The 22951-nt window shown below is 62.7% G+C and carries 19 protein-coding genes; 13 read left to right on the top strand and 6 right to left on the bottom strand.

Annotated elements, in window-relative coordinates; translation table 11 throughout:
• Positions 1-12 precede the first annotated feature (12 nt).
• Together ACQCST_RS11225 and holA are read left to right on the top strand one after the other, a co-directional pair.
• On the top strand, positions 13-2085 hold the full coding sequence (locus tag ACQCST_RS11225; protein ID WP_426995866.1) for a ComEC/Rec2 family competence protein: 2073 nt from the start codon (positions 13-15) through the stop codon (positions 2083-2085).
• Complete coding sequence (gene holA / locus ACQCST_RS11220) at positions 2019-3035, top strand: DNA polymerase III subunit delta (protein WP_426995865.1); 1017 nt, start codon at positions 2019-2021, stop codon at positions 3033-3035. The genes ACQCST_RS11225 and holA overlap by 67 nt, the downstream gene beginning before the upstream one ends.
• Before the next feature lie 98 nt (positions 3036-3133).
• Here holA and rpsT read toward each other — a convergent pair whose 3' ends face one another.
• Both rpsT and ACQCST_RS11210 read right to left on the bottom strand, forming a co-directional pair.
• The gene (gene rpsT, locus ACQCST_RS11215; RefSeq protein ID WP_426995864.1) at positions 3134-3394 is read right to left on the bottom strand and encodes a 30S ribosomal protein S20; all 261 of its coding nucleotides are present in this window, start codon (positions 3392-3394) and stop codon (positions 3134-3136) included.
• Between the two features lie 180 nt (positions 3395-3574).
• Positions 3575-4144, bottom strand: coding sequence for a type II toxin-antitoxin system PemK/MazF family toxin (locus ACQCST_RS11210; RefSeq protein ID WP_426995863.1), 570 nt, complete (start codon positions 4142-4144; stop codon positions 3575-3577).
• Between the two features lie 159 nt (positions 4145-4303).
• On the opposite strand from ACQCST_RS11210, the gene lepA reads away from it, so the two are divergent.
• Both lepA and hemW read left to right on the top strand, forming a co-directional pair.
• Positions 4304-6157 carry a translation elongation factor 4 gene (gene lepA, locus ACQCST_RS11205; protein WP_426995862.1) on the top strand — a complete coding sequence of 618 codons (1854 nt, stop codon included), beginning with the start codon at positions 4304-4306 and terminating at the stop codon, positions 6155-6157.
• Positions 6158-6193: 36 nt separating this feature from the next.
• Entirely contained in the window at positions 6194-7423 is a 1230-nt protein-coding gene (hemW, locus tag ACQCST_RS11200) for a radical SAM family heme chaperone HemW (protein ID WP_426995861.1), read from the top strand.
• 69 nt (positions 7424-7492) lie between these two features.
• On the opposite strand, the gene ACQCST_RS11195 is transcribed toward hemW, so the two are convergent.
• Complete coding sequence (locus ACQCST_RS11195) at positions 7493-7912, bottom strand: DUF4870 domain-containing protein (protein WP_426995860.1); 420 nt, start codon at positions 7910-7912, stop codon at positions 7493-7495.
• A 154-nt stretch (positions 7913-8066) separates the two neighbouring features.
• Positions 8067-8918, bottom strand: a complete 852-nt coding sequence (locus ACQCST_RS11190; RefSeq protein ID WP_426995859.1) for a DUF3097 domain-containing protein — start codon at positions 8916-8918, stop codon at positions 8067-8069.
• Positions 8919-9095: 177 nt separating this feature from the next.
• Between ACQCST_RS11190 and hrcA the strand changes: the two genes are divergently transcribed.
• The 3 genes from hrcA to ACQCST_RS11175 are packed head-to-tail and all read left to right on the top strand — an operon-like array spanning position 9096 to position 12062.
• Positions 9096-10109 carry a heat-inducible transcriptional repressor HrcA gene (hrcA, locus tag ACQCST_RS11185; protein WP_426995858.1) on the top strand — a complete coding sequence of 338 codons (1014 nt, stop codon included), beginning with the start codon at positions 9096-9098 and terminating at the stop codon, positions 10107-10109.
• Between the two features lie 58 nt (positions 10110-10167).
• Positions 10168-11292: a molecular chaperone DnaJ gene (dnaJ, locus tag ACQCST_RS11180; protein WP_426995857.1), complete on the top strand. Its 1125-nt coding sequence runs from the start codon at positions 10168-10170 to the stop codon at positions 11290-11292.
• Positions 11293-11294: 2 nt separating this feature from the next.
• Positions 11295-12062, top strand: coding sequence for a 16S rRNA (uracil(1498)-N(3))-methyltransferase (locus ACQCST_RS11175; protein ID WP_426995856.1), 768 nt, complete (start codon positions 11295-11297; stop codon positions 12060-12062).
• Positions 12063-12064: 2 nt separating this feature from the next.
• Here the strand turns inward: ACQCST_RS11175 and ACQCST_RS11170 are convergent, their stop codons facing one another.
• Positions 12065-13000: a GerMN domain-containing protein gene (locus ACQCST_RS11170; protein WP_426995855.1), complete on the bottom strand. Its 936-nt coding sequence runs from the start codon at positions 12998-13000 to the stop codon at positions 12065-12067.
• A gap of 403 nt (positions 13001-13403) precedes the next feature.
• On the opposite strand from ACQCST_RS11170, the gene ACQCST_RS11165 reads away from it, so the two are divergent.
• The 5 genes from ACQCST_RS11165 to ACQCST_RS11145 all read left to right on the top strand — a co-directional run bounded on the left by ACQCST_RS11165 (position 13404) and on the right by ACQCST_RS11145 (position 18909).
• Entirely contained in the window at positions 13404-14492 is a 1089-nt protein-coding gene (locus tag ACQCST_RS11165; protein WP_426995854.1) for a PhoH family protein, read from the top strand.
• A complete protein-coding gene (gene ybeY, locus ACQCST_RS11160) occupies positions 14489-14962 on the top strand; it encodes an rRNA maturation RNase YbeY (protein WP_426995853.1) in 474 nt (157 codons plus the stop codon). Before ACQCST_RS11165 ends, ybeY begins: the two co-directional genes overlap by 4 nt.
• Positions 14959-16290 carry a hemolysin family protein gene (locus tag ACQCST_RS11155; protein WP_426995852.1) on the top strand — a complete coding sequence of 444 codons (1332 nt, stop codon included), beginning with the start codon at positions 14959-14961 and terminating at the stop codon, positions 16288-16290. Before ybeY ends, ACQCST_RS11155 begins: the two co-directional genes overlap by 4 nt.
• On the top strand, positions 16274-17233 hold the full coding sequence (gene era, locus ACQCST_RS11150; protein ID WP_426995851.1) for a GTPase Era: 960 nt from the start codon (positions 16274-16276) through the stop codon (positions 17231-17233). The genes ACQCST_RS11155 and era overlap by 17 nt, the downstream gene beginning before the upstream one ends.
• A 104-nt stretch (positions 17234-17337) precedes the next feature.
• Positions 17338-18909, top strand: coding sequence for an LCP family protein (locus ACQCST_RS11145; protein ID WP_426995850.1), 1572 nt, complete (start codon positions 17338-17340; stop codon positions 18907-18909).
• Between the two features lie 92 nt (positions 18910-19001).
• On the opposite strand, the gene ACQCST_RS11140 is transcribed toward ACQCST_RS11145, so the two are convergent.
• Complete coding sequence (locus ACQCST_RS11140) at positions 19002-20954, bottom strand: M13 family metallopeptidase (protein WP_426995849.1); 1953 nt, start codon at positions 20952-20954, stop codon at positions 19002-19004.
• 255 nt (positions 20955-21209) lie between these two features.
• On the opposite strand from ACQCST_RS11140, the gene leuA reads away from it, so the two are divergent.
• Complete coding sequence (gene leuA, locus ACQCST_RS11135; protein ID WP_426995848.1) at positions 21210-22949, top strand: 2-isopropylmalate synthase; 1740 nt, start codon at positions 21210-21212, stop codon at positions 22947-22949.
• Positions 22950-22951 lie beyond the last annotated feature (2 nt).

Below are 22951 nucleotides of genomic sequence, written 5' to 3'. Positions count from 1 at the left end.
CGGCGAGCGTTGATGAGGCAGCCCAGCCGCTGGCAGCGGTTTGTCGAGGCTGCAGTCCGGCCACCGGCTGTTGGTGCGGGGCCGGAGCCCCTCGAGCCGGAGCGTCTGGAGCCGTGGGTCGAGGGTCAGCCGGCGCGTGCCGGTGCAAGTCCTCAGAGCCTGCGCGGTCACGCGCGTGCGGCGCAGCTGGGAGAGGCAGGAATCACCACGTCCCCGCAGCCGTCTAAACGTGCCGGTGCCGGTGCCGGTTTCCGCATCCGCATCCGCAAACAGCTTGGGACTTTGCTCCGTCCAGAGACCAGCGCATCATGCGACGCCGGCCAAACCCGGCGGCGAACTGATCTGCGATTGGCGCCACCAGCTCTCCTTGTGTGGGGCGCGGCCATTGCCGGCGTGTGGCTTCCGCCAACCGGGCTGGTACTGGTCTGCTGCGGGCTGTTGGCTTGTTCGACGCCCCTGATACTGCTGATCCTCCGCCAGCGGAAGGTATCGGGCTCCGCCCCGCGGAGCTTCCTGACGACCCTCGCTGCGGGACTGCTGCTCGCCGTTGCGGCAGCAGCGCACTCGGCCGTTTCCTCATCCCAGCGCCATGAGGGGCCGCTGGCTGGGGCAGTTTCCGCTGGTGCCAGTGTGGTAGCCGAAGTCGAAGTTACCGGCGCCGCGCGCGAGCTCAAAATGGCCGGGTACGGCAGCCCATCCAGCCGGTGGTCTGTCCCGGTCCGCGTCCGATCTATAGCAGTCAGCGGACAGGTAGTCTTTGGCGCAGCGGAGCTGGTAATCCTGGGCGGCCCGGATTGGGAGCATGCGGTGCCAGGCCAGATGATCAGAACCACGGGAAAACTGAAACAATCCGACGCAGGCCAAACGGAAGCCGGAGTTCTCTCCGCATCATCCCCGCCCGTGGTGGTCGGTGATCCGGCTGCGTGGGAGGTTGCGCCGGAGGAACTGCGTGGCCATTACCTTGATGCGGCCGCTTGGCTGGGTCAGGATGCCCGTGGCCTTCTGCCAGGCATGGTCACCGGTGACACCAGTGCGCTGGACGAGCAACTCAGCGCTGCCATGAAAACTGTCGGAATGACACACCTCACGGCAGTCAGCGGTGCAAATTGCAGCCTCATTCTGGGCGCACTGTTGCTGGCAGCGCGCAGCCTGAGGCTGCCCAGGGTGCCCGCCGCCTGCTTCGCGCTGGCAGGCCTTGGATTCTTCGTCTTGCTGGTGGGGCCGGATGCCAGTGTCCTGAGGGCGGCATTGATGGGCTCCATTGCACTGGCATCACTCGCTGGCGGCCGGACCGGGCGCGGTCTGAGTTTCCTTTGCCTGGCGGTGATCGGACTGATGTTGCTTGACCCGGGGCTGGCCGTGAGCTTCGGTTTCCTGTTGTCGGTCCTGGCAACGCTGGGGATCGTTGTCTTGGGGAAGCGGCTGATGGAGTGGATGCCTTCCGCCGTGCCCCGCTGGGTGGCCGCAGGAGTTGCTGTGCCGTTGTCTGCGCAATTGCTGTGCGGCCCGGCCATTGTCATCCTGCAACCCCAGTTCACTACATATTCTTTTCTTGCCAATGTGGTGGCGGCGCCGCTGGTGGCTCCTGTCACCATCTTAGGGACGGCCGCTGTTCCGCTGGTACCCCTGGCACCATGGCTGGCGGCGCCACTCATCGCAGCCGCAGGGACGTCTGCGGCCGGTGTAGCGAGAATCGCACGGTTTATGTCGGGACTTCCGGGCGCAGCATTGCCATGGCCGGAAGGTGTTTTCGGGCTGTTCACCATGGTGCTCTGTTCAATGCTCACTCTGCTGACGCTCTGGCTGGCATTACGTCCCGCGGACACCTGGCTGTTCATCCGCGCCGCCCATGCCGGGGTTGCGCGTGGAATCGACCGTATACCCACGTTCCAGGGCACTAACCACCCGGGCAGGCCACGCGGCCACTCCGGCAGGCCGCACATACGCCATGGCTTGGTGCTTCCAGCCCGGCGTGGCAGGCTTGGAGTCTGCAATCCGATTTCCTGGAGGAACCAAGAGTGGCCGCTGCCCAGACCCAACGCAACAGGACCCCGGCGCCCAACTCGGCCACCTGGCGGGATGTGACGCCTGCCCGTGTGGTACTCATCGGTGGTCCGGAAGAATACCTCGGCATCCGATCCATGGACCGCATCCGTTCACAGGTCCGGGCGGCGTCCCCGGATGTCGAACTCACGCGCCTTAATGCCGGGAGCTACGAATCAGGATCATTGGCAATGAACGTCAGTCCGTCGCTTTTCGGCGAGAGCAAACTGATCGAGGTGGAGGGACTGGAGTCCATGAACGACGCCTTTCTGGCAGACGGACTGGCGTACCTGGCCAACCCGGAACCCGAGGCGGTGCTGGTGCTCCGCCACGGTGGCGGAGTCCGGGGCAAGAAGTTGTTGGATGCCGTCAAAGCAGGCGGCTGGCCGGTGGTGGACTGCCAGCCGCTGAAGAAAGACGCAGACAAGACCGAATTTGTGGTTTCCGAGTTCAAAGCTGCCGGGCGTCGCATCGATTCGGCGGCGGTTCAGGCCTTGGTCAATGCGGTAGGGGCAAACCTCTCGGAGCTGGCAGCAGCATGCAGCCAGCTGGTGGCCGACGCCGCGACCGGAGTCGACGCCAGGATGGTGGACCGCTACTACGGCGGGCGTATCGAATCCACGGCCTTTAAAGTCGCTGATGCCGCTATGGCCGGAAACGGACCCGTGGCGCTGTCCACCCTCCGCCACGCACTCGCCACAGGAGCAGATCCTGTTCCCCTGGTGGCAGCATTGGCAGCGAAACTGCGAACCCTCGCGAAAGTGGCAGGGACCCAGGGGTCATCGGCACAGATTGCCAGGGAGCTCGGCATGCAGCCCTGGCTGGTGGAGCAGGCACAGCGTGACGTCCGGCGGTGGACGCCTGAGGGCCTGGTCCGCTCCCTACAGGTGACTGCGGAGGCCGATGCACAGGTCAAAGGACTTTCCCGTGACCCTGTTTATGCAGTCGAGCATGCCGTCACGGTGATCGCCACGTCGGTTCGGCGCGGTTAACTGTACCTCAGGGCTTAAACGAGAACGCTCCTTAAACGACATATGGCCGGCACCTGGGGTGCCGGCCATAATCGTCAGTTCAGTTGAACTGGAAAACCTTAGAGCGCGTTGACCTTCTTGGAGATGGCCGACTTGCGGTTTGCAGCGTTGTTCTTGTGAAGAACGCCCTTGCTGACAGCCTTGTCCAGCTTGCGGCCGGCAGCAACCAGTGCAGCAGCAGCAGCTTCCTTGTCAGTGGACTCAACGGCGGTGTTGACGGCGCGGATGGCCGTCTTCAGCTCGGACTTGACTGCGTTGTTGCGCAGGCGAGCCTTTTCGTTGGTCAGGATGCGCTTCTTCTGGGACTTGATATTAGCCACGTGTGAACTCTCTTTTTAAAGCGGAAGATGGTCTAGAGGGCTTTCAGATTGGCCATTGACTGAGCGGCGTGGGGATACCTATGGCGGCCAACCATCAGTGGCCGTCGACCTGCACGGACACACAGCTATAAAGAATAGCAGATCTGACGGAAATGCAAGCAACCTACCGGTGGAGTGCGGCTAGGACCAGGCGTGTCGGCGGCGCAGACCGGCAGCAACCAGCTCAAAGCGGGAACAGTCCAGGACAGCCCCTTCGCGGCGGATATCCGCCGGGCAGATCTGCAGAATACGGTCGAGTTTCACCTCGCTGGGGCGCCCCAGCCGGTCCCAAGTGCCTGTCCCGACGTCCACATAGTCGTTGCCGCCACGGCGGTCCTGATCATGATCTTTGCTGGTCAGCATCAGCCCTAGCAGATAGCTTCCGTTGCCGCCGATCAGCAGTACCGGCCTGTCCTTGCCCCGGGTATGGTCCTCTTCAAACGGAACCCAGGTCCATACAACTTCACCTGGATCGGGGCTGCCATCAGGTGCCGGGGCGTACCGGACCGTGGAGACGCCCTGAAAGTCACCTGGGTAGGCGCTGGAAAGCTCTGCCGTTCCACCGCGGGCGTGCGGGCTGCCACCAGCCGGCCCGGGAGCCGCGCGCGCCACGGGCCGGTCAGAGTTGCCTGCCACGGCAGACCGCAGCTTTGTGACTATGCGGGCTGAGGTGCGGACAAAATTTCCGAGGGAGCGGAGGTTTATGGCCATGCGGACACCATACCGCCCATCCGATGCCGCCCCTGTGCGGAATGCTGTGTGAGGGGCGCGGACGTGGGAGACTGGAGGTTCAGATATGCGGCAGCCGTGCAGGGTGGGTTAACTACGTCCTGGCAGACGCCGCGCGAATGCCAACAGTAAGGACCCTGCGTGTCTCCCATGGCCCGCACCGCCCCGGTGCCCGCCGCGACAGATCCGGCCATCATTCGGAATTTCTGCATCATCGCGCACATCGACCACGGTAAATCCACGCTGGCCGACCGCATGCTGCAGTTCACCGGCGTCGTTCAGTCCCGCGACATGAAGGCGCAGTATCTGGACCGCATGGATATCGAGCGCGAGCGCGGCATCACCATCAAGTCCCAGGCGGTACGCATGCCCTGGGAATTGGACGGCGTCGGCTATGCATTGAATATGATCGACACCCCGGGTCACGTGGACTTCACCTATGAGGTTTCCCGCTCACTGGCCGCCTGTGAAGGCGCCGTGCTGCTGGTGGACGCCGCGCAGGGCATCGAGGCCCAGACGCTGGCTAACCTGTACCTGGCGATGGAAAACAACCTGACGATCATCCCGGTGCTGAACAAGATCGACCTTCCAGCCGCGCAGCCGGAGAAATATGCTGCGGAACTGGCAAGCCTCATCGGCGGCAACCCCGAAGACGTGCTCCGGGTTTCCGGCAAGACGGGCGCCGGAGTCGAGGCGCTGTTGGACAAGATTGTCAGGGACCTTCCAGCCCCGGTCGGGAACCCCGACGCCCCGGCACGCGCCATGATCTTCGATTCGGTCTACGACACCTACCGCGGCGTGGTCACCTACGTGCGTGTGGTGGATGGCATGCTGCATCCGCGGGAGCGGATCCAGATGATGTCCACCCGCGCCACCCACGAGCTCCTGGAAATCGGTGTCAGCTCCCCGGAGCCCACCCCCTCCAAGGGTCTGGGCGTCGGCGAGGTCGGCTACCTGATCACTGGTGTGAAGGACGTCCGACTGTCAAAGGTCGGCGACACCGTGACCAATCTGGCCAAGCCTGCCTCGGAGTCTCTGGGCGGCTATGCCGACGCCAAGCCCATGGTTTTCTCCGGTCTGTATCCGTTGGACGGCACAGACTATCCAGCGCTCCGCGATGCGTTGGAGAAGCTGATGCTCAACGATGCCGCGCTCGTCTACGAACCCGAGACGTCCGCTGCGCTGGGCTTCGGGTTCCGTGTGGGTTTCCTTGGCCTGCTTCATCTGGAAATCACCCGTGAGCGCCTCGAACGCGAGTACAACCTGGACCTGATCTCCACCGCTCCCAACGTGGAGTACGAGGTGACGCTGGAGGACAAGAAGGTCATCCACGTCACCAACCCCAGCGAGTACCCCACAGGTAAAATCGCCGAGGTCCGCGAGCCGATGGTTTCCGCCACGATCTTGGCGCCCAACGAGTTTGTCGGCGCCATCATGGAGCTGTGCCAGAGCCGCCGCGGCGTCATGGGCGGCATGGACTATCTCTCCGAAGACCGGGTGGAAATCCGGTACCGCCTGCCGCTGGCCGAAATCGTCTTCGACTTCTTCGATATCCTCAAGTCCAAGACCCGCGGCTATGGGTCGTTGGACTGGAAGGCCGACGGCGAGCAAGTGGCCGACCTCGTCAAGGTGGACATCATGCTCCAGGGTGAGCAGGTCGATGCCTTCTCCGCCATCACGCACCGTGACAAGGCCTACGCCTACGGTGTGATGATGACCGGAAAGCTGCGCGAGCTCATCCCGCGCCAGCAGTTCGAAGTACCCATCCAGGCCGCTATCGGTTCCCGCATCATCGCCCGGGAAAGCATCCGGGCCATCCGCAAGGACGTTCTGGCCAAATGCTACGGCGGTGACATCACGCGTAAACGCAAACTTCTGGAAAAGCAGAAGGAAGGCAAGAAGCGCATGAAGATGGTGGGCCGCGTGGAAGTACCGCAGGAAGCCTTCATCGCAGCGCTCACCACTGACGAATCCAAGGACAAGGCCAAAAAGTAGTGATGACCGTGGCCGGAAATACCGTAGGCCGCAGCAATGCCTAGCGTTCTTCCCCTGGGTGACCCCGCGCCGTCGGACGGCGTCTTGCCTGCGCAGGCGGCCGACGGCGCGGCGGACCGCAGCTTCGGCCTGTATGTCCACATCCCCTTCTGCGCCGTGCGTTGCGGCTATTGCGATTTCAACACCTACACGGCAACTGAACTCGGCGGTGGTGCATCACAGGATGCGTACGCTTCCACGGCCATCGCGGAAGTCGGGCTGGCGGCGCATGCCCTGAAAGGCTCCGGACTGCCGCTCCGCCCGCTCAGCACCGTTTTCTTTGGCGGCGGGACGCCCACTCTGCTGCCTGCCGGGGATCTTGCCCGGGTTCTCGAGGCGGCCATAGGGGAGTGGGGGATCGAGCCGGATGCCGAGGTGACCACTGAAGCCAATCCGGATTCGGTCTCTCCTGAATCATTGAGGATTCTCGCCGATGCAGGCTTCACCAGGGTGTCCTTCGGGATGCAGTCCGCTGTTCCGCACGTCCTTAAAGTGCTGGACCGCACGCATACCCCCAGCCGGGTGCCCCAAGCGGTGGAGTGGGCTCGGGAAGCGGGCCTCTCGGTCAGCCTCGACCTGATCTACGGGACGCCAGGGGAGTCGCTGGCCGACTGGCGCTACTCGCTCGAGACCGCACTGTCCTACGGCCCGGACCACATCAGCGCCTACGCGCTGATTGTCGAGGACGGCACCAAACTGGCCGCGCAGATCCGTCGTGGCGAGGTTCCGGGAATCGACGACGACGATCACGCCTTGAAGTACGAACTTGCCGACGAATTGATGACGCGGGCAGGCCTCGCCTGGTATGAGGTCAGCAACTGGTCCCGCACGCCCGATCAGGTGTGCCGGCACAACCTTGCCTACTGGCGCGGGGACGACTGGTGGGGGATCGGCCCTGGCGCACATTCTCATGTGGGTGGCGTCCGCTGGTGGAACGTGAAGCACCCCAGCGCCTACGCGGGACGGCTGGCCTCAGGGCTTTCGCCAGCAGCAGGCAGGGAGACTCTCGATGCCGCAACCAGGAACGTGGAACGGGTCATGCTCGAGGCCCGCCTGGCCTCAGGCCTGGCTATCAACGGGTTGGCGGAATCCGGCCGTTATGAGGTGGCGGGCCTGATTGCCGACGGTCTCGTGGATCCGGCAGCGGCATTCACAGGCCAGCTGGCGCTGACGCTCAAAGGCCGGCTGCTAGCGGACGCCGTGGTACGCCGGATCCTTCCGGACTGATGGGGCATCTTTCGTTCCGATTCCAGGCCTCTTCAGGCGCGGTGTTTCTTCAGGCGCAGCGGTTCGCGGCTACTTGATCCAGCGAAGGTTCAGGTCGTACCGGTGCGGCTGCCCCCGGTTGACCCGGATGCCGGCGGCCACCGAGAAGCACGTCAGCGCAATCCAGATCAGGGTCGCCAGGACTGCAAAAAGATTCCCGACCAGGGGAACCAGCACCAGAATGTTGGCGATGACCGCAGCGACGGTAGGCGGCAGCGTGAAGTTCAGCGCTTCCTTGGATTCCTGTGCGGTGAACGGTCCGCGGTCCTTGAAAATCAGGTAAATCAGCAGTGATGGGACACATCCGAGGATGCCACCGAAGTGTGCCAGGGTGGCCCATTGCCGGTCTTCGTTGGCCGTCAGCGGTAGCGCGTTTGCCGGAACGCCATGGTACTGGGGACGGCCCTCGCCGGACTGGTTGTCCCTGTGTTCACGTGCGTTTTCTGCCACGGTGTCTTCCTCCGGAATGCGTTGGTGCGTCGTCGTTGGGGGCTTGGTTGCCTGGCTGCAACCAAGAGCCTCAGCCGTAACCAGAATACTGGGTCGGCGGCGGAATGGCGGCGCCGCCGTGCACATCGCTGGTCAAACGGGTGGTGCCAGGCCGCTAGGGTTCGGTGAGGAAGTCGATGACCTCTTCCACCCGGCCCAGCAGCGAAGGCTCCAGATCCGCGTAGCTGCGGACTGCCCCCAGCAGTTTCTGCCAGCCCAGACCGAAGTCTTCCTTGCTCGAATGCGGCCAGCCAAACGCCGTCAGGATCCCGGTCTTCCAATCGAGCCCCCGGGGAACCACCGGCCATTTTTCGATTCCCAGCACTCCCGGACGAATCGCTTGCCACACATCCACATAAGGGTGGCCGACAATGAGGACATTGCCGGCCGCGCCGGGAGAGGACATCACGGCCTCGGCGATCCTTGATTCTTTTGAATCGGGGACCAGATGGTCAACCAGCACACCCAGCCTGCGGCCTGGCCCCGGACTGAAGGCAGTCACCGCTGCAGTCAGATCGTCGATGCCATGCAAAGGCTCGACCACGATCCCCTCCACCCGGAGGTCGTCTCCCCATACTTTCTCCACGAGTTCGGCGTCGTGCTTGCCTTCCACCCAAATACGGCTGGCTTTGGCCACCTGCGCGCGCTGTCCCGCTACCCGGACCGACCCGGATGCAGTTCGTTGGGTTGCGGCCGTTCCGGCTGCGGGGCGCGGCGCCGGCGGCATGAGCCGGATGGGCCGGCCTTCGAGCAGGAAACCGAAACCCAGCCTGAAGGAGCGTGACTTGCCCCGACGGTCCTCAAGAGCCACCACATGCATTCCGCCGGACTTCTCCACCCGCGTCACAGCCCCCACCCAGCCGGACTGGACATCCTCCAGGACCATGCCACGCTCAACGGCCACCTCAGGCAGGTTTTTCCTTCCGGGGGCTGCGAGTTCCTGCGGACCCCAATTCTGGTACTGCATGCTTTTACACTGCCTCGCACTCGGTGAACGCCGGGAATTCGCCCGGAGCGGTACCAATGCTAACAACAGGGCGACTCATATTAGACTGGTTAGCACTGAGGCATGTCGAGTGCTAATGATCGGTTGGCGAGGCCGCAGGAGCCCCCAGCCCCGTGACGGTTGATGGGAGGTGGATAAATGAGCGAACCACGCAAGCTCGAAGTGTTGCGCGCCATTGTTGAGGACTACGTCCATTCCCGCGAACCCGTCGGCTCGAAGGCGCTGGTGGAGCGCCATCATCTGGGCGTCTCCAGTGCCACTATCCGCAACGACATGGCAGCCCTTGAAGACGAAGGTCTCATCACGGCGCCGCACACCAGCGCCGGGCGGATTCCCACGGACAAGGGGTATCGCCTCTTTGTGGACCAGATCTCGGCTGTCAAGCCGCTGTCGCAGGCAGAACGCCGTGCCATTCAGTCTCTCCTTGAGGGTTCGGATGACCTCGACGACGTCTTGGACCGGACTGTAAGAATCCTCTCGCAACTGACCAGCCAGGTCGCCGTCGTGCAGTATCCGCATTTGAGCCGGGCAACTGTGCGGCACATCGAATTTGTCCTGCTTGCACCCCGCCAGATCCTCTTGGTGCTGATCGCTGATACCGGAAAAGTTGAGCAACGGGTCATCGATGCCGGCCAGGAAATCGGCGACGACGCCCTTGCTGCACTGCGGTCAAGGTTTCTGGGCAGCCTTTCTGGTACGCCGCTGAATCTTCTGCCGCAGACACTTCCGGCCGTGGTCGCAGCGTGCAGCCCCTCTCAGCGCGATGCCGCACAGGCACTCTGCAGGGGCCTTGAAGCGCTGGCACTGAGCAGCAGGGAAGAGCGGATGGTTATGGCTGGCACCGCCAATCTGGCCAGGTCCACTGTGGATTTTCCGCTGAGTATCGGCCCCGTCCTGGAAGCCCTCGAGGAGCAAGTGGTGATGTTGCGCCTGCTCAGCGACATGGCACAGGACCCGCGGGGCGTCACCGTGAGCATCGGCCGCGAAAACCCCTATGTCGGGCTGGCCGAGGCCTCCGTGGTGGCCACAGGCTACGGCCCGGACAGCACCGCCAAGATCGGTGTCCTTGGACCCACCCGGATGGATTACCCCACCACCATGGCCGCCGTACGCGCGGTGGCCCGCTATCTATCGAGGATTCTGGGCCCGTGATGGCACGGACCCAGGCTCACTGCACCACAGGAAGTACAACAGGGAAGAGATACGAACTTTGAGCAGCCACTATGACGTTCTTGGAGTCTCACCGGAAGCCACCGGAGAAGAGATCAAGAAGGCCTACCGCAAGTTGGCCCGCACGCTGCACCCGGACGTAAATCCCGGTGACGATGCATCGGACCGTTTCAAGGCGGTCACGCATGCCTACGAGGTCCTGTCAGATGCCCAAAAGCGGCGCGTCTATGATACCACGGGCAACGAAAACGGGACGGATAATGGCTACGGCGGAGGTTATTCCGGACAGGGATTCGCCTTCCAGGACATCTTCGACACCTTCTTCGGGGCCGGCGGCTCTTCCGGCCCGGCCTCGCGGATCCGCCGTGGTCAGGATGCCCTCATCAGCGTCCGGATTGAATTGCGCGATGCCGTATTCGGGGTCAACAGGAAACTGGAAGTTGACACGGCCGTCACCTGCCCCACGTGTGAGGGCTCGTGCTGCCAGCCTGGCAGCCACCCCGAGCGCTGCGACATCTGCGGTGGCAGCGGTCAGATCCAGCGTGCCGTCCGCTCCATCCTCGGCCAGGTCATGACGGCCGCGCCCTGCGGCAGCTGCGAAGGTTTTGGAACCGTCATCAAGGATCCCTGCAACGAATGCAGCGGCCAGGGCAGAATCCGCAGCCGCCGTTCATTGACCATCAAGGTACCCGCCGGGGTGGCCACCGGCACCCGCATCCAGCTTTCGGGCCAAGGCGAGGCCGGGCCCGCCGGAGGACCCGCGGGAGACCTTTATGTGGAGATCCGCGTCAACAATGACGCCACCTACGTCCGCGACGGCGACGATCTCCACGCCACGCTCAACATCCCCATGACCGCGGCGTCCCTCGGCACGGAACTGAGCCTGGATACCTTCGACGGCCTGCAGGAGATCGATGTCAAGTCTGGAACGCAGTCGGGCGAGATCGTCACGCTTCGTGGCCTGGGAGTGACCCATCTGCGCGGTTACGGTCGAGGAGACCTCAAAGTGCACCTCCAGGTGGATACGCCGTCCAGGCTTGATCCCGCCCAGGAGGATCTCCTGCGGCAACTGGCCAAGCTCCGTGGAGAGCAGTTCACCGAAGGGAAACTCGCGGCCAGCGGCGGAGTCTTTGCCAAGCTCCGGGACCGGTTCGGTAACCTGTAGCGGTGAGCAATCCGGTCTTCTTCAGTCCCGCGGGCACGCTGGACCAGGTGCGCCCCGGCGGGCAGTTCGTGCTGCGGGGCCCGGAAGCCCGTCACGCCGTCACCGTTAAGAGATTGGCTCCCGGCGAACCGGTCGATATTACGGACGGAGCCGGGAAGCGGGTCACCGGAACCGTAGCTGCGGCGTCGCCGGCAGAACTGACGGTGGATTGCTCTGCCGTGTCGGTCGAGGACCGGCCGGACATCCGGCTGGTCCTGGTGCAGGCGCTGGCCAAGGGGGACCGCGACGAGCTGGCAGCTGAGACAGCCACAGAACTGGGCATCGACGCCATTATCCCGTGGCAATCCGAGCGTTCCATTGTTCGGTGGAAAGGCGAACGCGCCGCGAAGGCCCATGCGAAATGGACATCAGTCGTTACGGCCGCTGCCAAACAGGCGCGGCGGGCGTGGATCCCGCCGGTGCGCGCCGCCGTCGACACCGAGGGCCTTACGGCTGCAGTAGCGGCAGCCGACCTTGCGGTCATTCTGCACGAGGATGCCGTCCAGCCATTGCGGCAGGTGCTGGAGGCATGGCAGATGACGGCAGGCAGCGGGGGAACGCGCGAAATCCTGCTGATCGTTGGGCCGGAAGGCGGTATCAGCCAGCGCGAAGTGACCAGGATGCGCGGTGCAGGTGCCGTGACAGCACTACTCGGTGATCATGTCCTGCGCTCGTCCACCGCCGGGCCCGCTGCAGTTGTGCTGGCCAGCGACGTACTGGGACGCTGGTAGAGCTACCGGACGGTGAATCCCCTCGTGTCGACGTTCAACTCTTGATCGCTTTGGCCAAGGTCCACCTGCGAAACCCGCAGTTCATACTTCCCGGCCCCCAGGCTCAGCACCAGGTTGAACACGCCGGACTCCGCGGGATTGGCCGCGGCGGTGGTCTCACCACTGAGGTACGAGTTTTTCTCGCCGTTGCCGTGGACACGAAGGATCTGCCAGCGCAGCTTCCCGGCGGGAACGGTACTGCGGCCGGTGATCTTCAGGCTGCCGTCCGGCACTTCAGTACCTTCCTGCGGATCGATGATCCACACAGGGGCCACCATCCCGGTACTCCGCGACATCGGGGCACCCAGCTTGACATGCTTGAAGGCGAGATAGTCGGTATGGCCTTCCACCAGCACCACCACCTGGATCTGCTGGCCCGAGTCGATCAGTCCTGAGCTGGCTCCCGCCGCGGTTGCCGTGTATACCAGCTGCTGGATGGCCCGCTCGGCCATGTCCGGGTCAAGGTTGCTGTTGAAGGCGTCAGCGGAGACGTCCACGGTGATGATGTTCTTGCCCGAGACCGAGGTGGCGAGCTTGTTTGGGTTCTGCCACGGCGTAAAGAAGTCCGGGTCCAGCGGCTTGTCCGACATCATGGCGCGAAGCGCGCGGGTAATGGGATTCTCCTGATCCGGCACTTCCCGGAATTCCCTGTACAGGAACGAGTTGTTGTTGCTGCGGCCGATCCAATAGACAGGCGCCTTGTTTGAGGACTGGGTAGTCTCCAGCGGAGCACTGGTGGTAGGAACTCCGGGGGAAGCAGTGGCAGCCTGCTGAGAAAGCGTCCCTCCGGTGGTGCTGGGCGGTTCCGGAGCTGCAATGCAGCTGGAGAGCATCAGGGCCGCAGGAAGCAGCCCCAGCAGCACGGCGGAACGAATCCGCCTGGCTGTTGCCGGCCGCATATTTCCAGGCTCTCTGATGTCGTTGTCCCTTCACGCTGGTGGGTGTTCGGTGCGCGGCGGCCCGGGCTAGGATCCGGTGCGGGTCCGTGCCCCCGGACCTGGCTGGCGTGCCCTGGCCGCTCTCAATTCCAGCATTGCATAACGTCGACGGCCGAGGTGTTGCATTTCCGGGCGGCCGGTGAACTGCAACGGGAACGATATGAGGCCGAGACAAAGCTGATACCTAATGACGGTGATTCGTCCCTGCTGCGGGCCGTCCGCTCCGCGGCAGATGCACCCGCCGGGGAGGGCTGGCGTAAGATAGGAGGACTCTGATGGGTGAAGGCGAGGCCTGCACCTCACCTGATCAGCTCTACACTCTTATTCCGAACTGGAGGGGACCAGAGGCCCGCGGGCCGAGACCATGACTGAGTCAGCAAACGGAAAGCGCCGGTTTAACACCGGAGAGCGCACCGCAGGTGAATTCCCCCACACGCTCCCCGGAATCCGGACTGAGGTGGTCCTGTTCGAGAACTCTGATCAGATGGTCCAGTCGCTGGGCAGCCACGACGAAGCGCTGCGCTTTATCGAGGAGCAGTTCCCTTCCGTGAACTTCCACGTTCGTGGCAACGAGCTGACCATCAGCGGTCCGGCGGCCGACGTCCCGCGGATAATGCGTCTGTTCCACGAAGTGAGTGGCCTCGTCGCAAGGGGAACCGTCATCAGCCCGGCGGTGCTCCAGCAGCTGGTTGCACTCCTTCGGAGCCAATCATTGCAGAATCCTGTGGATGTCCTGACCCATGACATCCTTTCCAGCCGGGGTAAGACCATACGGCCCAAGACACTGAATCAGAAGAACTACGTGGACGCCATTGACGCCAACACAGTGATTTTTGGCATCGGACCGGCGGGCACCGGGAAGACCTACCTGGCCATGGCCAAGGCAGTCCAGGCACTTCAGCAGAAAGAAGTCAGCCGGATCATCCTGACCCGGCCCGCCGTCGAAGCAGGGGAGCGGCTCGGTTTCTTGCCCGGAACGCTGAGCGACAAGATCGATCCCTATCTGCGCCCTCTCTATGACGCGCTTCACGACATGATGGATCCCGAATCCATCCCAAGGCTCATGGCGGCGGGGGCCATCGAGGTGGCTCCGCTGGCCTATATGCGCGGCCGGACCCTCAACGACGCCTTTATTATTCTGGACGAAGCACAAAACACCACACCGGAGCAGATGAAGATGTTCCTGACCCGACTGGGCTTCGGCTCCAAGATGGTGGTGACCGGTGACGTAACGCAGGTGGATCTGCCGTTCGGGACGAGGTCCGGGCTGCGCATCGTCGAGGAGATCCTACAGGGAATCGAGGACGTCAACTTCTCGGTACTCGACGCCACGGACGTCGTCCGCCACCGCCTGGTGGGGGATATCGTGAGGGCTTACAGCGTGTGGGATGACATACAGAGAAACCGCGTCCAGCACTCCGCGCCGCGGGCCAAGCAGGGGGAACGCCCATGAGCATTGAAGTGAACAACGAGTCCGGGATCCAGGTGGACGAAACGGAACTCGTTGCGCTGTCTCGGTTCATTCTTGAACAGCTCTATATCCACCCGCAGGCGGAACTTTCAATTCTGCTCGTCGACGAACCGGCCATGGAGAAGCTCCACATCGAACTGATGGACGAGCCCGGATCAACCGATGTGCTCTCTGTCCCGATGGACGAACTCACGCCGGGAACACCGGACAAGCCCACGCCCCAGGGAATGCTGGGTGACATCGCCGTCTGCCCGCAGGTGGCCGAAGTCCAGGCTAGGAGTGCAGGTCATTCCACGCAGGACGAAATGCTGCTGCTGACCACTCATGGAATCCTCCACCTGCTGGGCTACGACCATGCCGAGCCCGAGGACAAGGCAGAAATGTTCGGCCTTCAACGTGAGCTGCTGGCCGGCTTTACCGGCAAAGAAGCGCCTGCTGAGACGACGCAGTGACGTCACTGATCCTTGTCTGCATGGCGTTGCTTTTCCTTAGCTTCGCGGCTCTCCTGACAGCGGCTGAGGCTGCCTTCAATTTCCTTCCGCGTCATGACGCCGAAGAGGCACTCCAGAAGAGCCGAGGAAACGCGCTCGAGCGTATTCTGGCGCAGCCCGTGGCGCACACCCGTGCCCTGCGGTTCTGGCGGATCTGGTTCGAAATGGCATCGGCGGTGGCCGTCGCGGTGCTGTTCCATAGCCTTCTGGACAATGTCTGGCTGGCCGGTCTTGCCGCAACCGGGATCATGGCGGTAGTCGGATTCGTGATCGTGGGAGTTTCTCCGCGGCAACTGGGGAGGCTGCACTCTGCCGCCGTCGTGCATTTTACGGCGCCCCTGGTGCGGTCACTCAAATGGGTACTCGGTCCGATTCCCGGTTGGCTGGTGGCCCTCGGCAGCGCGGCAGCCCCCGGCGCACCCGGCGGGGACGAAGCGTTTTTCAGTGAAGAGGAGTTCCGCGAACTTGTGGAACGTGCTTCCGAATCAGACATGATCGAGGACAACGAAGCCGAGATGATCCAGTCCGTTTTCGACTTCGGCGACACACTGGTCCGTGCTGTTATGGTGCCGCGCACCGACATCCTGAGCATAGACGCCGGGTCCACCCTCAGGCGTGCAATGTCCCTCTTCCTGCGGTCCGGATACTCCCGGATCCCGGTTATCGGCGACAACACGGACCAGATTCTGGGAATCGTGTATTTGAAGGATGTCGCGGCCACATTGCACAGGCTCGGCCCGGATGAGGAACCTCCCAGGGTTGAGGCGCTTGCCCGCGAGGTGCGCTATGTCCCGGAATCCAAGCCGGTCAGCGATCTCCTCCGGGAACTGCAGAAGGAATCGACACACGTTGCCATCGTCATCGATGAATACGGCGGAACGGCCGGGCTGGTAACCCTTGAGGATCTCATTGAAGAGATCGTCGGTGAAATCGTGGATGAATACGACACGGAAAGTGCTGAAGCAGTGGAACTCGGTGACGGCACGTACCGGGTCAGTGCACGCATGAGCATTGATGATCTGGGTGAGTTGTTCGATATTGAGCTCGACGACGACGAAGTTGACACTGTGGGCGGCCTGCTCGCCAAGGCTCTCGGCCGGGTGCCCATCGTAGGCAGCACGGTGAAAGTGGGCGGCGTGGCGCTGAGGGCCGAACGGCTCGAGGGCCGCAGGAACCGCGTCAGCCACATCATTGCGGCAGCCGTGCCAAAGGAAGACACTGACATTGACGGCCTTCTCGACGAGGCCGCACCAACGCAACAGGGAGTTCCACGTGAGCAAGAAAAATAAAGACCAAAGCAGCGAGGAATTCGGCGGCTACCATGCGGGATTTTCCGTCCTCGTTGGCCGCCCCAACGCCGGCAAGTCAACACTGACAAACGCCTTGGTCGGCAAGAAGGTGGCCATCACGTCAGCCAAGCCTCAGACCACTCGCCACACGATCAGGGGAATCGTCCACCGCGATGACGCGCAGCTGATACTTGTGGATACGCCGGGGCTGCACCGGCCGCGGACGCTGCTGGGAAAACGACTCAACGACCTCGTCGCGGATACGTTGTCCGAGGTCGACGCCATCGGCTTCTGCCTGCCAGCCAACGAGAAGATCGGCCCGGGCGATAAATACATCGCGGCCCAGCTCGCTGCTGTGGGGGGAAAACCCATCATCGCCATTGTGACCAAGGCGGACCTTGTGGACCGCCAGGCGCTTACCGAGCAGCTCCTGGCAGTCGCCGCCCTGGGGCGGGCTGTGCTGGGGGAGGACGGCTGGAAGGACATCGTCCCGGTATCCGCCACCGATGGCTTCCAGGTCAGCACCGTGGCGGATGTCTTGATCAGCCACATGCCGCCGTCACCGCCGCTCTACCCCGATGGTGAGCTCACGGACGAGCCAGAGGCCATCATGGTGGCTGAGCTGATCCGCGAGGCCGCGCTTGAAGGAGTCCGGGATGAACTTCCCCACTCCCTGGCCGTGGTGGTGGATGAGATCATCCCCAGGGAGGGCCGGCCGGAAGACAGCCCGTTCCTGGATGTGAGGGTGAATCTTTACGTTGAAAGATCGTCGCAGAAGGCCATCATTATCGGCAAAGGCGGGGCCAGACTGCGCGAAGTGGGCACCAACGCCCGTAAAGGCATCGAGGCCCTCCTTGGCACACGGATCTACCTCGACCTGCACGTCAAGGTAGCCAAAGACTGGCAGCGCGATCCCAAGCAGCTCGTTAAGCTCGGTTTCTAGACCGAACCGGCGGGCAGCACCATTCGGCACGTGCGTCGGGCAATTTCCCAGCCTTGGCTACTAAAGTAGGCCGGATCCAGTTTTTTTAGAGGAAGGTACTGCACGTGGTGCGACGCCGCGATAACCGCGAGGAAGTGGCCGGAGAGTCAGCCCGGACACCGGCCGCCGCCCGGCATGGAGAAGACCCGGCGGTCGGCCCGGCGCGGCACTTGGGTTCGGAGCGCGGCATGCCGTTCTGGCTCAAGGCGACAACAGCTGTTGTGTCCGTCATCCTGCTGGGTGGCCTCGCCTTCGCCGGGTACTGGTACTTCCGCCTGCAGTCGAATATCTCCACGGCCCCGCTGGGTGCCGGCAACAGCAAGACAGAAAATCCCGTTAATGACTCCAACGACAGGATGCAGATCCTGATTCTCGGTTCGGATACCCGTGACGGGAAGAATTCCGAGTATGGCACTACTGAAGACTCCACAGGATACGGGCATTCCGACGTCATGATGCTGATGGATATTTCGGCGGACAACAAGCGCGTGAATGTCATCAGCTTCCCCCGTGATCTGCTGGTCGACATCCCGAAGTGCAAAGACCCGAAGACGAAGAACGAGTTTCCTGCCAAGAGCGACGTCATGATCAACGCGGCCATGTCCGACGCGGGCATCGGCTGCGCAGTCGACACCATCAACAAGCTTACGGGTCTGGAAATCGACCACTTTATGATGGCTGATTTCAATGCCGTCAAGGAGCTTTCCAATGCAGTGGGCGGAGTGCAGGTCTGCATCAGCGACGCCGTCTACGATCCTGACTCCAAACTGCATCTCCCCAAGGGCACTTCACAGGTCCAGGGTGAACAGGCGCTTGCCTTCCTCCGGACGCGGCATGCGTTTGCAGACGGCGGCGACCTTGGCCGCATCAAGGGCCAGCAGAGCTTCCTGTCGTCCCTGACCCGGAAAATGAAAGACGACGGAACGTTGACTGATCCCCGGAAGATGCTGCGGATAGCCGATGTGGTGACACAAAACCTCACCGTGGACGACGGACTGGCCTCTGTTCCGTCGCTCTTGACCATCGGTAACCGGCTTAAGAACATCGACGTCAGCAAGGTTGCGTTCGTTGCTGTTCCCACCACCCAGGCCCGCAGCGACCCCAACCGGCTCGAAGTCGCCGAACCTGCTGCTTCCCAGCTGTTTGCAGCATTGCGTAAGGACCTTGACCTTACTGATCCCGGCGCGGCGGCCAGCCCGTCCGCTTCGCCGTCGGCCCCTTCGCCCGCACCTTCAGCACCGGTTGAGACCCGGGTTCCATACAACAAAGCCCTGCAGCCAGTAAGTGTGGCCAATGGAACCGGTGTGCCCGCCCGGTCTCAGGAAATAGTCCAGGCCATTGTGGCTGGCGGCTTCAGCCACGTGACTCAGCTGACGGCAGGGCCTGTTGCCCAATCGATGGTCTACTACGGCGCGGAATTCGCTGACGTGGCTGCTGACGTGGCGGCGGTGCTTGGCATCCCGGCCGCCCAGCTTGCCCCTTCCGCAGATGTGGCAGGCGTCCAGGTCTACCTTGGTTCGGACTTCACGACAGGCACCAAATACGGGTCCGTGGCACTTCCGCCTGACATCGTGAATCAGACTGCCGGTGACACCGTATGCCAGCAGGCAAACCCGGACCTGATCGTCAAGCAGTAGCCCGAGGTCCGACCGCCCCTGTCAAGGCTGCGCCCGTTAGGACAGCAGCAGGGCCAGCCGTTCACGGCTGGCCCTGCTGTCCTCGCACGGAGTCACCAGATACTGACCCGCTCCTCCGGCGGCATCCACATGCCGTCGGCATCGGTGACGCCGAACGCCTCGTGGAAAGGATCCAGATTCTTCGCGATGGTGTTGGTCCGGAACTCGTTGGGGGAGTGGGGATCAGTGGCCAGCCGACGGATCGCCTCTTCGCTGCGGATCACCTGGCGCCAGCCGGCAGCCCAGGATGCGAAAAACCGCTGTTGACCCGTCAGCCCGTCCAATACTTCTGGTTCGGCACCGTCCAGGCTGAGCAGGTACGCCTTGTACGCAATGGTCAACCCGCCGAGGTCGCCGATATTCTCGCCAAGCGTGAGTTTGCCGTTCACAGTATGGCCGGGTGCGGCGTCGGGAGAGAGCACATCGTACTGGGCCACGAGCCTTGCAGCCAGGGATTCGAACGCCTCCCGATCGGACTCGCTCCACCAATTGCGCAGAGCCCCGGTCCCGTCAAACTGGGATCCCTGATCGTCAAAGCCGTGTCCGATCTCGTGGCCGATCACGGCCCCGATGCCTCCGTAGTTCACAGCGTCATCGGCATCCGCCGTAAAAAACGGCGGTTGCAGGATGGCGGCCGGGAAAACGATTTCGTTGAGCATCGGATGATAGTACGCATTCACCGTCTGTGGCGTCATCAGCCACTTGTTCAGGTCGACGGGTTTGCCTACCTCCTCAAGGTGGCGGTCGACGTCGGCGTTGTGGGCGCGCTCCACGTTCCCCAGCAGATCAGCAGGATCGATCTCCACGGCGGAGTAGTCAATCCATTCATCCGGGTACCCGATCTTTGCCCGGAAGGCGCCCAGCTTCCGCAGTGCCTCTTCTTTGGTGGCCTCACCCATCCAGCCGAGCGCGGTGATGCTTTGCCGGTATGCCTCTGTGAGGTTGGAAACCAGAATCTGCATGCGGGCCTTGTGGGACTCGGGGAAGTGACGGGCAACGTAGATCTGGCCCACGGCTTCGCCGAGTGATGCTTCAACAACGCCCACACCACGCTTCCAGCGGTCCTTGTTCCGGGGAGTGCCGCTGATGGTGGTGCCGTAGAAGTCAAAGTTGGCTTCCACGAACTCTGAAGACAGATAGGGGGCGGCGGAATTCATCACGCGCAGAGCCAGCCACTCCTGCCAGACTGCCAGCGGTTCCGACTCCATCAATGCGGCCGCTCCGGCGAAGAAATCCGGTGTACTGACAACAATTTCCTGCCGCTTTTCCGGGACGATGCCCGCAGCGTCGAACCAGGTTCCCAGCAGCGGAAACAACCCGTTGGCCTCCTCAGCGGACTTGAGGTTGTACGTCTTCTGAGGATCGCGCAGGGTGACATTGTCCCAGTGATGAGAGGCCAGAGCAGTCTCAAGATCCACCACCCTGCCAGCGGCCCCGTCAGCGTCCGGCAGCCCCGCCAATGCAAACATCGTGCGGACATGAGCACGGTATGAGCCGATGATCGGGGCGAATTTCTCGTCCCTGTAGTAGGACTCGTCCGGCAGCCCCAGGCCGCCCTGGCCGGTATAGAGCAGGATCCTGTCAGGATTGCCTGCATCCGGTGCCGGGTAGATGTAGAAGAGTCCGGATACATCCGCACGGAAGAGCCGCCCCGCCAACGCCACGAGCTGCGCCGCCGAACCCGTGGCGAAAACGTCGGCCAGCCGCTTCCTGATCGGCTCGATACCCCGGGCATTAACCGCGGTCTCGTCCATAAAGCTGTTGTAGAGATCCCCGACCTTGCGCTCAATTCCGCTGGCCACCGCGCCTTTGCCGGCAGCGTCCTCGATGATGGCCTTGACCGCCAGCTCGGCATCATCGCGGAGGGCGGTGAAGGTGCCTTCCAAGGGACGGTCATCAGGGATCTCGGTGGACTTCAGCCACGCCCCGTTGATGTGATGGTAGAGGTCGTCCTGCGGCCGGACGCTTTGGTCAATGTTGGACAGGACGATCCCTGAGTTAGGCACAGAAGCTCCTTGATGAAACGGGCTGCTGCCGGCGAGGGCACCGGTACAGCGTCTGCATGATGGACGTTGCGGGAGGTGTTGCTCCTTCATCTTACGCACCCGTGTTACTGTGAAATGGTGCGCGCAGAACTGCTTCTTCTTAGCTGCCGCGGCGAGGCCTCAGACGCGATCTAGCTCAAGGCCCACCCTCGCTGCGGAGTTTGTGTTGCCCGGCCACCCTTTCACATAAGAACCACAGAAAAGGCCCCGATTGTAATGCGAAACGCACAGAAGCCCTCAGGAATGCCGGTCCACCGCTACCAGCCGTTCCAGGACCAGATCACCGTTGAATTGCCGGACCGCACCTGGCCGGACAAGCTCATCACCAAAGCGCCGCGCTGGTGCGCCGTGGATCTGCGCGACGGCAACCAGGCACTGATCGATCCAATGAGCCCGGCACGCAAGATGAAGATGTTTGATCTGCTGGTCCGGATGGGCTACAAGGAGATCGAAGTCGGTTTTCCGTCGGCGTCCCAGACTGACTTCGACTTTGTGCGGCAGCTGATTGAAGGCAACCACATTCCGGATGACGTCACCATCCAGGTGCTGACCCAGGCCCGCGAGCACCTGATCGAGCGGACATATGAGTCGCTCGTCGGGGCCAGGCAGGCCATCGTCCATCTCTACAACTCGACCTCCGTCCTCCAGCGCCGCGTGGTATTCAACCAGGACGAAGACGGAATCCTGGACATCGCGCTGCAGGGCGCGCGCTTGTGCAAAAAGTACGAGGAAACTCTGGCTGACACGCACATCACCTATGAATACTCGCCTGAATCCTTTACCGGCACCGAGCTGGAGTACGCGCTCCGCGTATGCAACGCCGTCGCAGATATCTTCGAGGCCTCCGCGGACAGCCAGGTCATCATCAACCTGCCGGCAACGGTTGAAATGGCCACACCGAATGTCTACGCCGATTCCATTGAGTGGATGAGCCGCAACCTGCATCCCCGCGAAGGCATCATTCTTTCCCTGCACCCGCACAACGACCGTGGAACCGGTGTGGCCGCGGCTGAGCTGGGGTATCTGGCCGGTGCTGACAGGATCGAGGGTTGCCTCTTCGGCAACGGTGAGCGCACCGGAAACGTGGATCTGGTGACCCTGGGCCTGAACATGTTTGTCCAGGGCATCGATCCCATGATCGATTTCTCCGACATTGATGATGTCCGGCGCACGGTGGAGTATTGCAACCAGCTGACCGTGGCAGAGCGGTCACCTTACGGCGGCGACCTCGTGTTTACCGCATTTTCGGGCTCGCACCAGGATGCCATCAAGAAGGGCTTCGAGGCGCTGGAACGGGATGCGGCAGCAGCCGGCAAGGATATCGGCGATGTCACGTGGCAGGTCCCGTACCTGCCGGTGGATCCGAAGGACCTCGGCCGAAGCTACGAAGCAGTCATCCGCGTCAACTCTCAGTCAGGTAAGGGCGGCGTGGCGTACTTGCTCAAGAATGAGCACAGCCTGGATCTGCCCCGGCGGGCGCAGATTGAATTCTCCGGCGTAATCCAGAAGCGCACGGACACCATTGGCGGCGAAGTCAGCGGTGCCCAGCTGTGGCAGGCCTTCCAGGACGAATACCTGCCGTCCGGGCAGCCTGACGGCCAGTGGGGACGGTACGCACTGGGATCGGTCAACACCGAAACCGACGAAGACGGCGCCATGACGTTGCATGCCACGTTGATGGTGGATGGCGCGCAGGTTCGCCGCACCGGCTCCGGCAACGGCCCCATCGCTGCGCTGTTGAGCATTCTGGGCCAGGACGGCGTTGACGTCCGGGTTCTCGATTACAGCGAGCACGCCCTGTCCGAGGGCGGCAACGCCCGTGCCGCAGCGTATGTCGAATGCGCTGTAGGGGAGCGGGTGCTGTGGGGCGTGGGCATTGATTCGAATACCAGCATGTCCTCGCTCAAGGCCGTCATCTCCGCTGTGAACCGTGCCATCAGGGACGCCCAGGCCTGAAT

It is taken from the genome of Pseudarthrobacter sp. N5, from assembly GCF_050157035.1.
In the GTDB taxonomy this organism is placed as follows: Bacteria; Actinomycetota; Actinomycetes; order Actinomycetales; family Micrococcaceae; genus Arthrobacter.
This window is presented reverse-complemented; position numbering and strand designations above follow the sequence as displayed.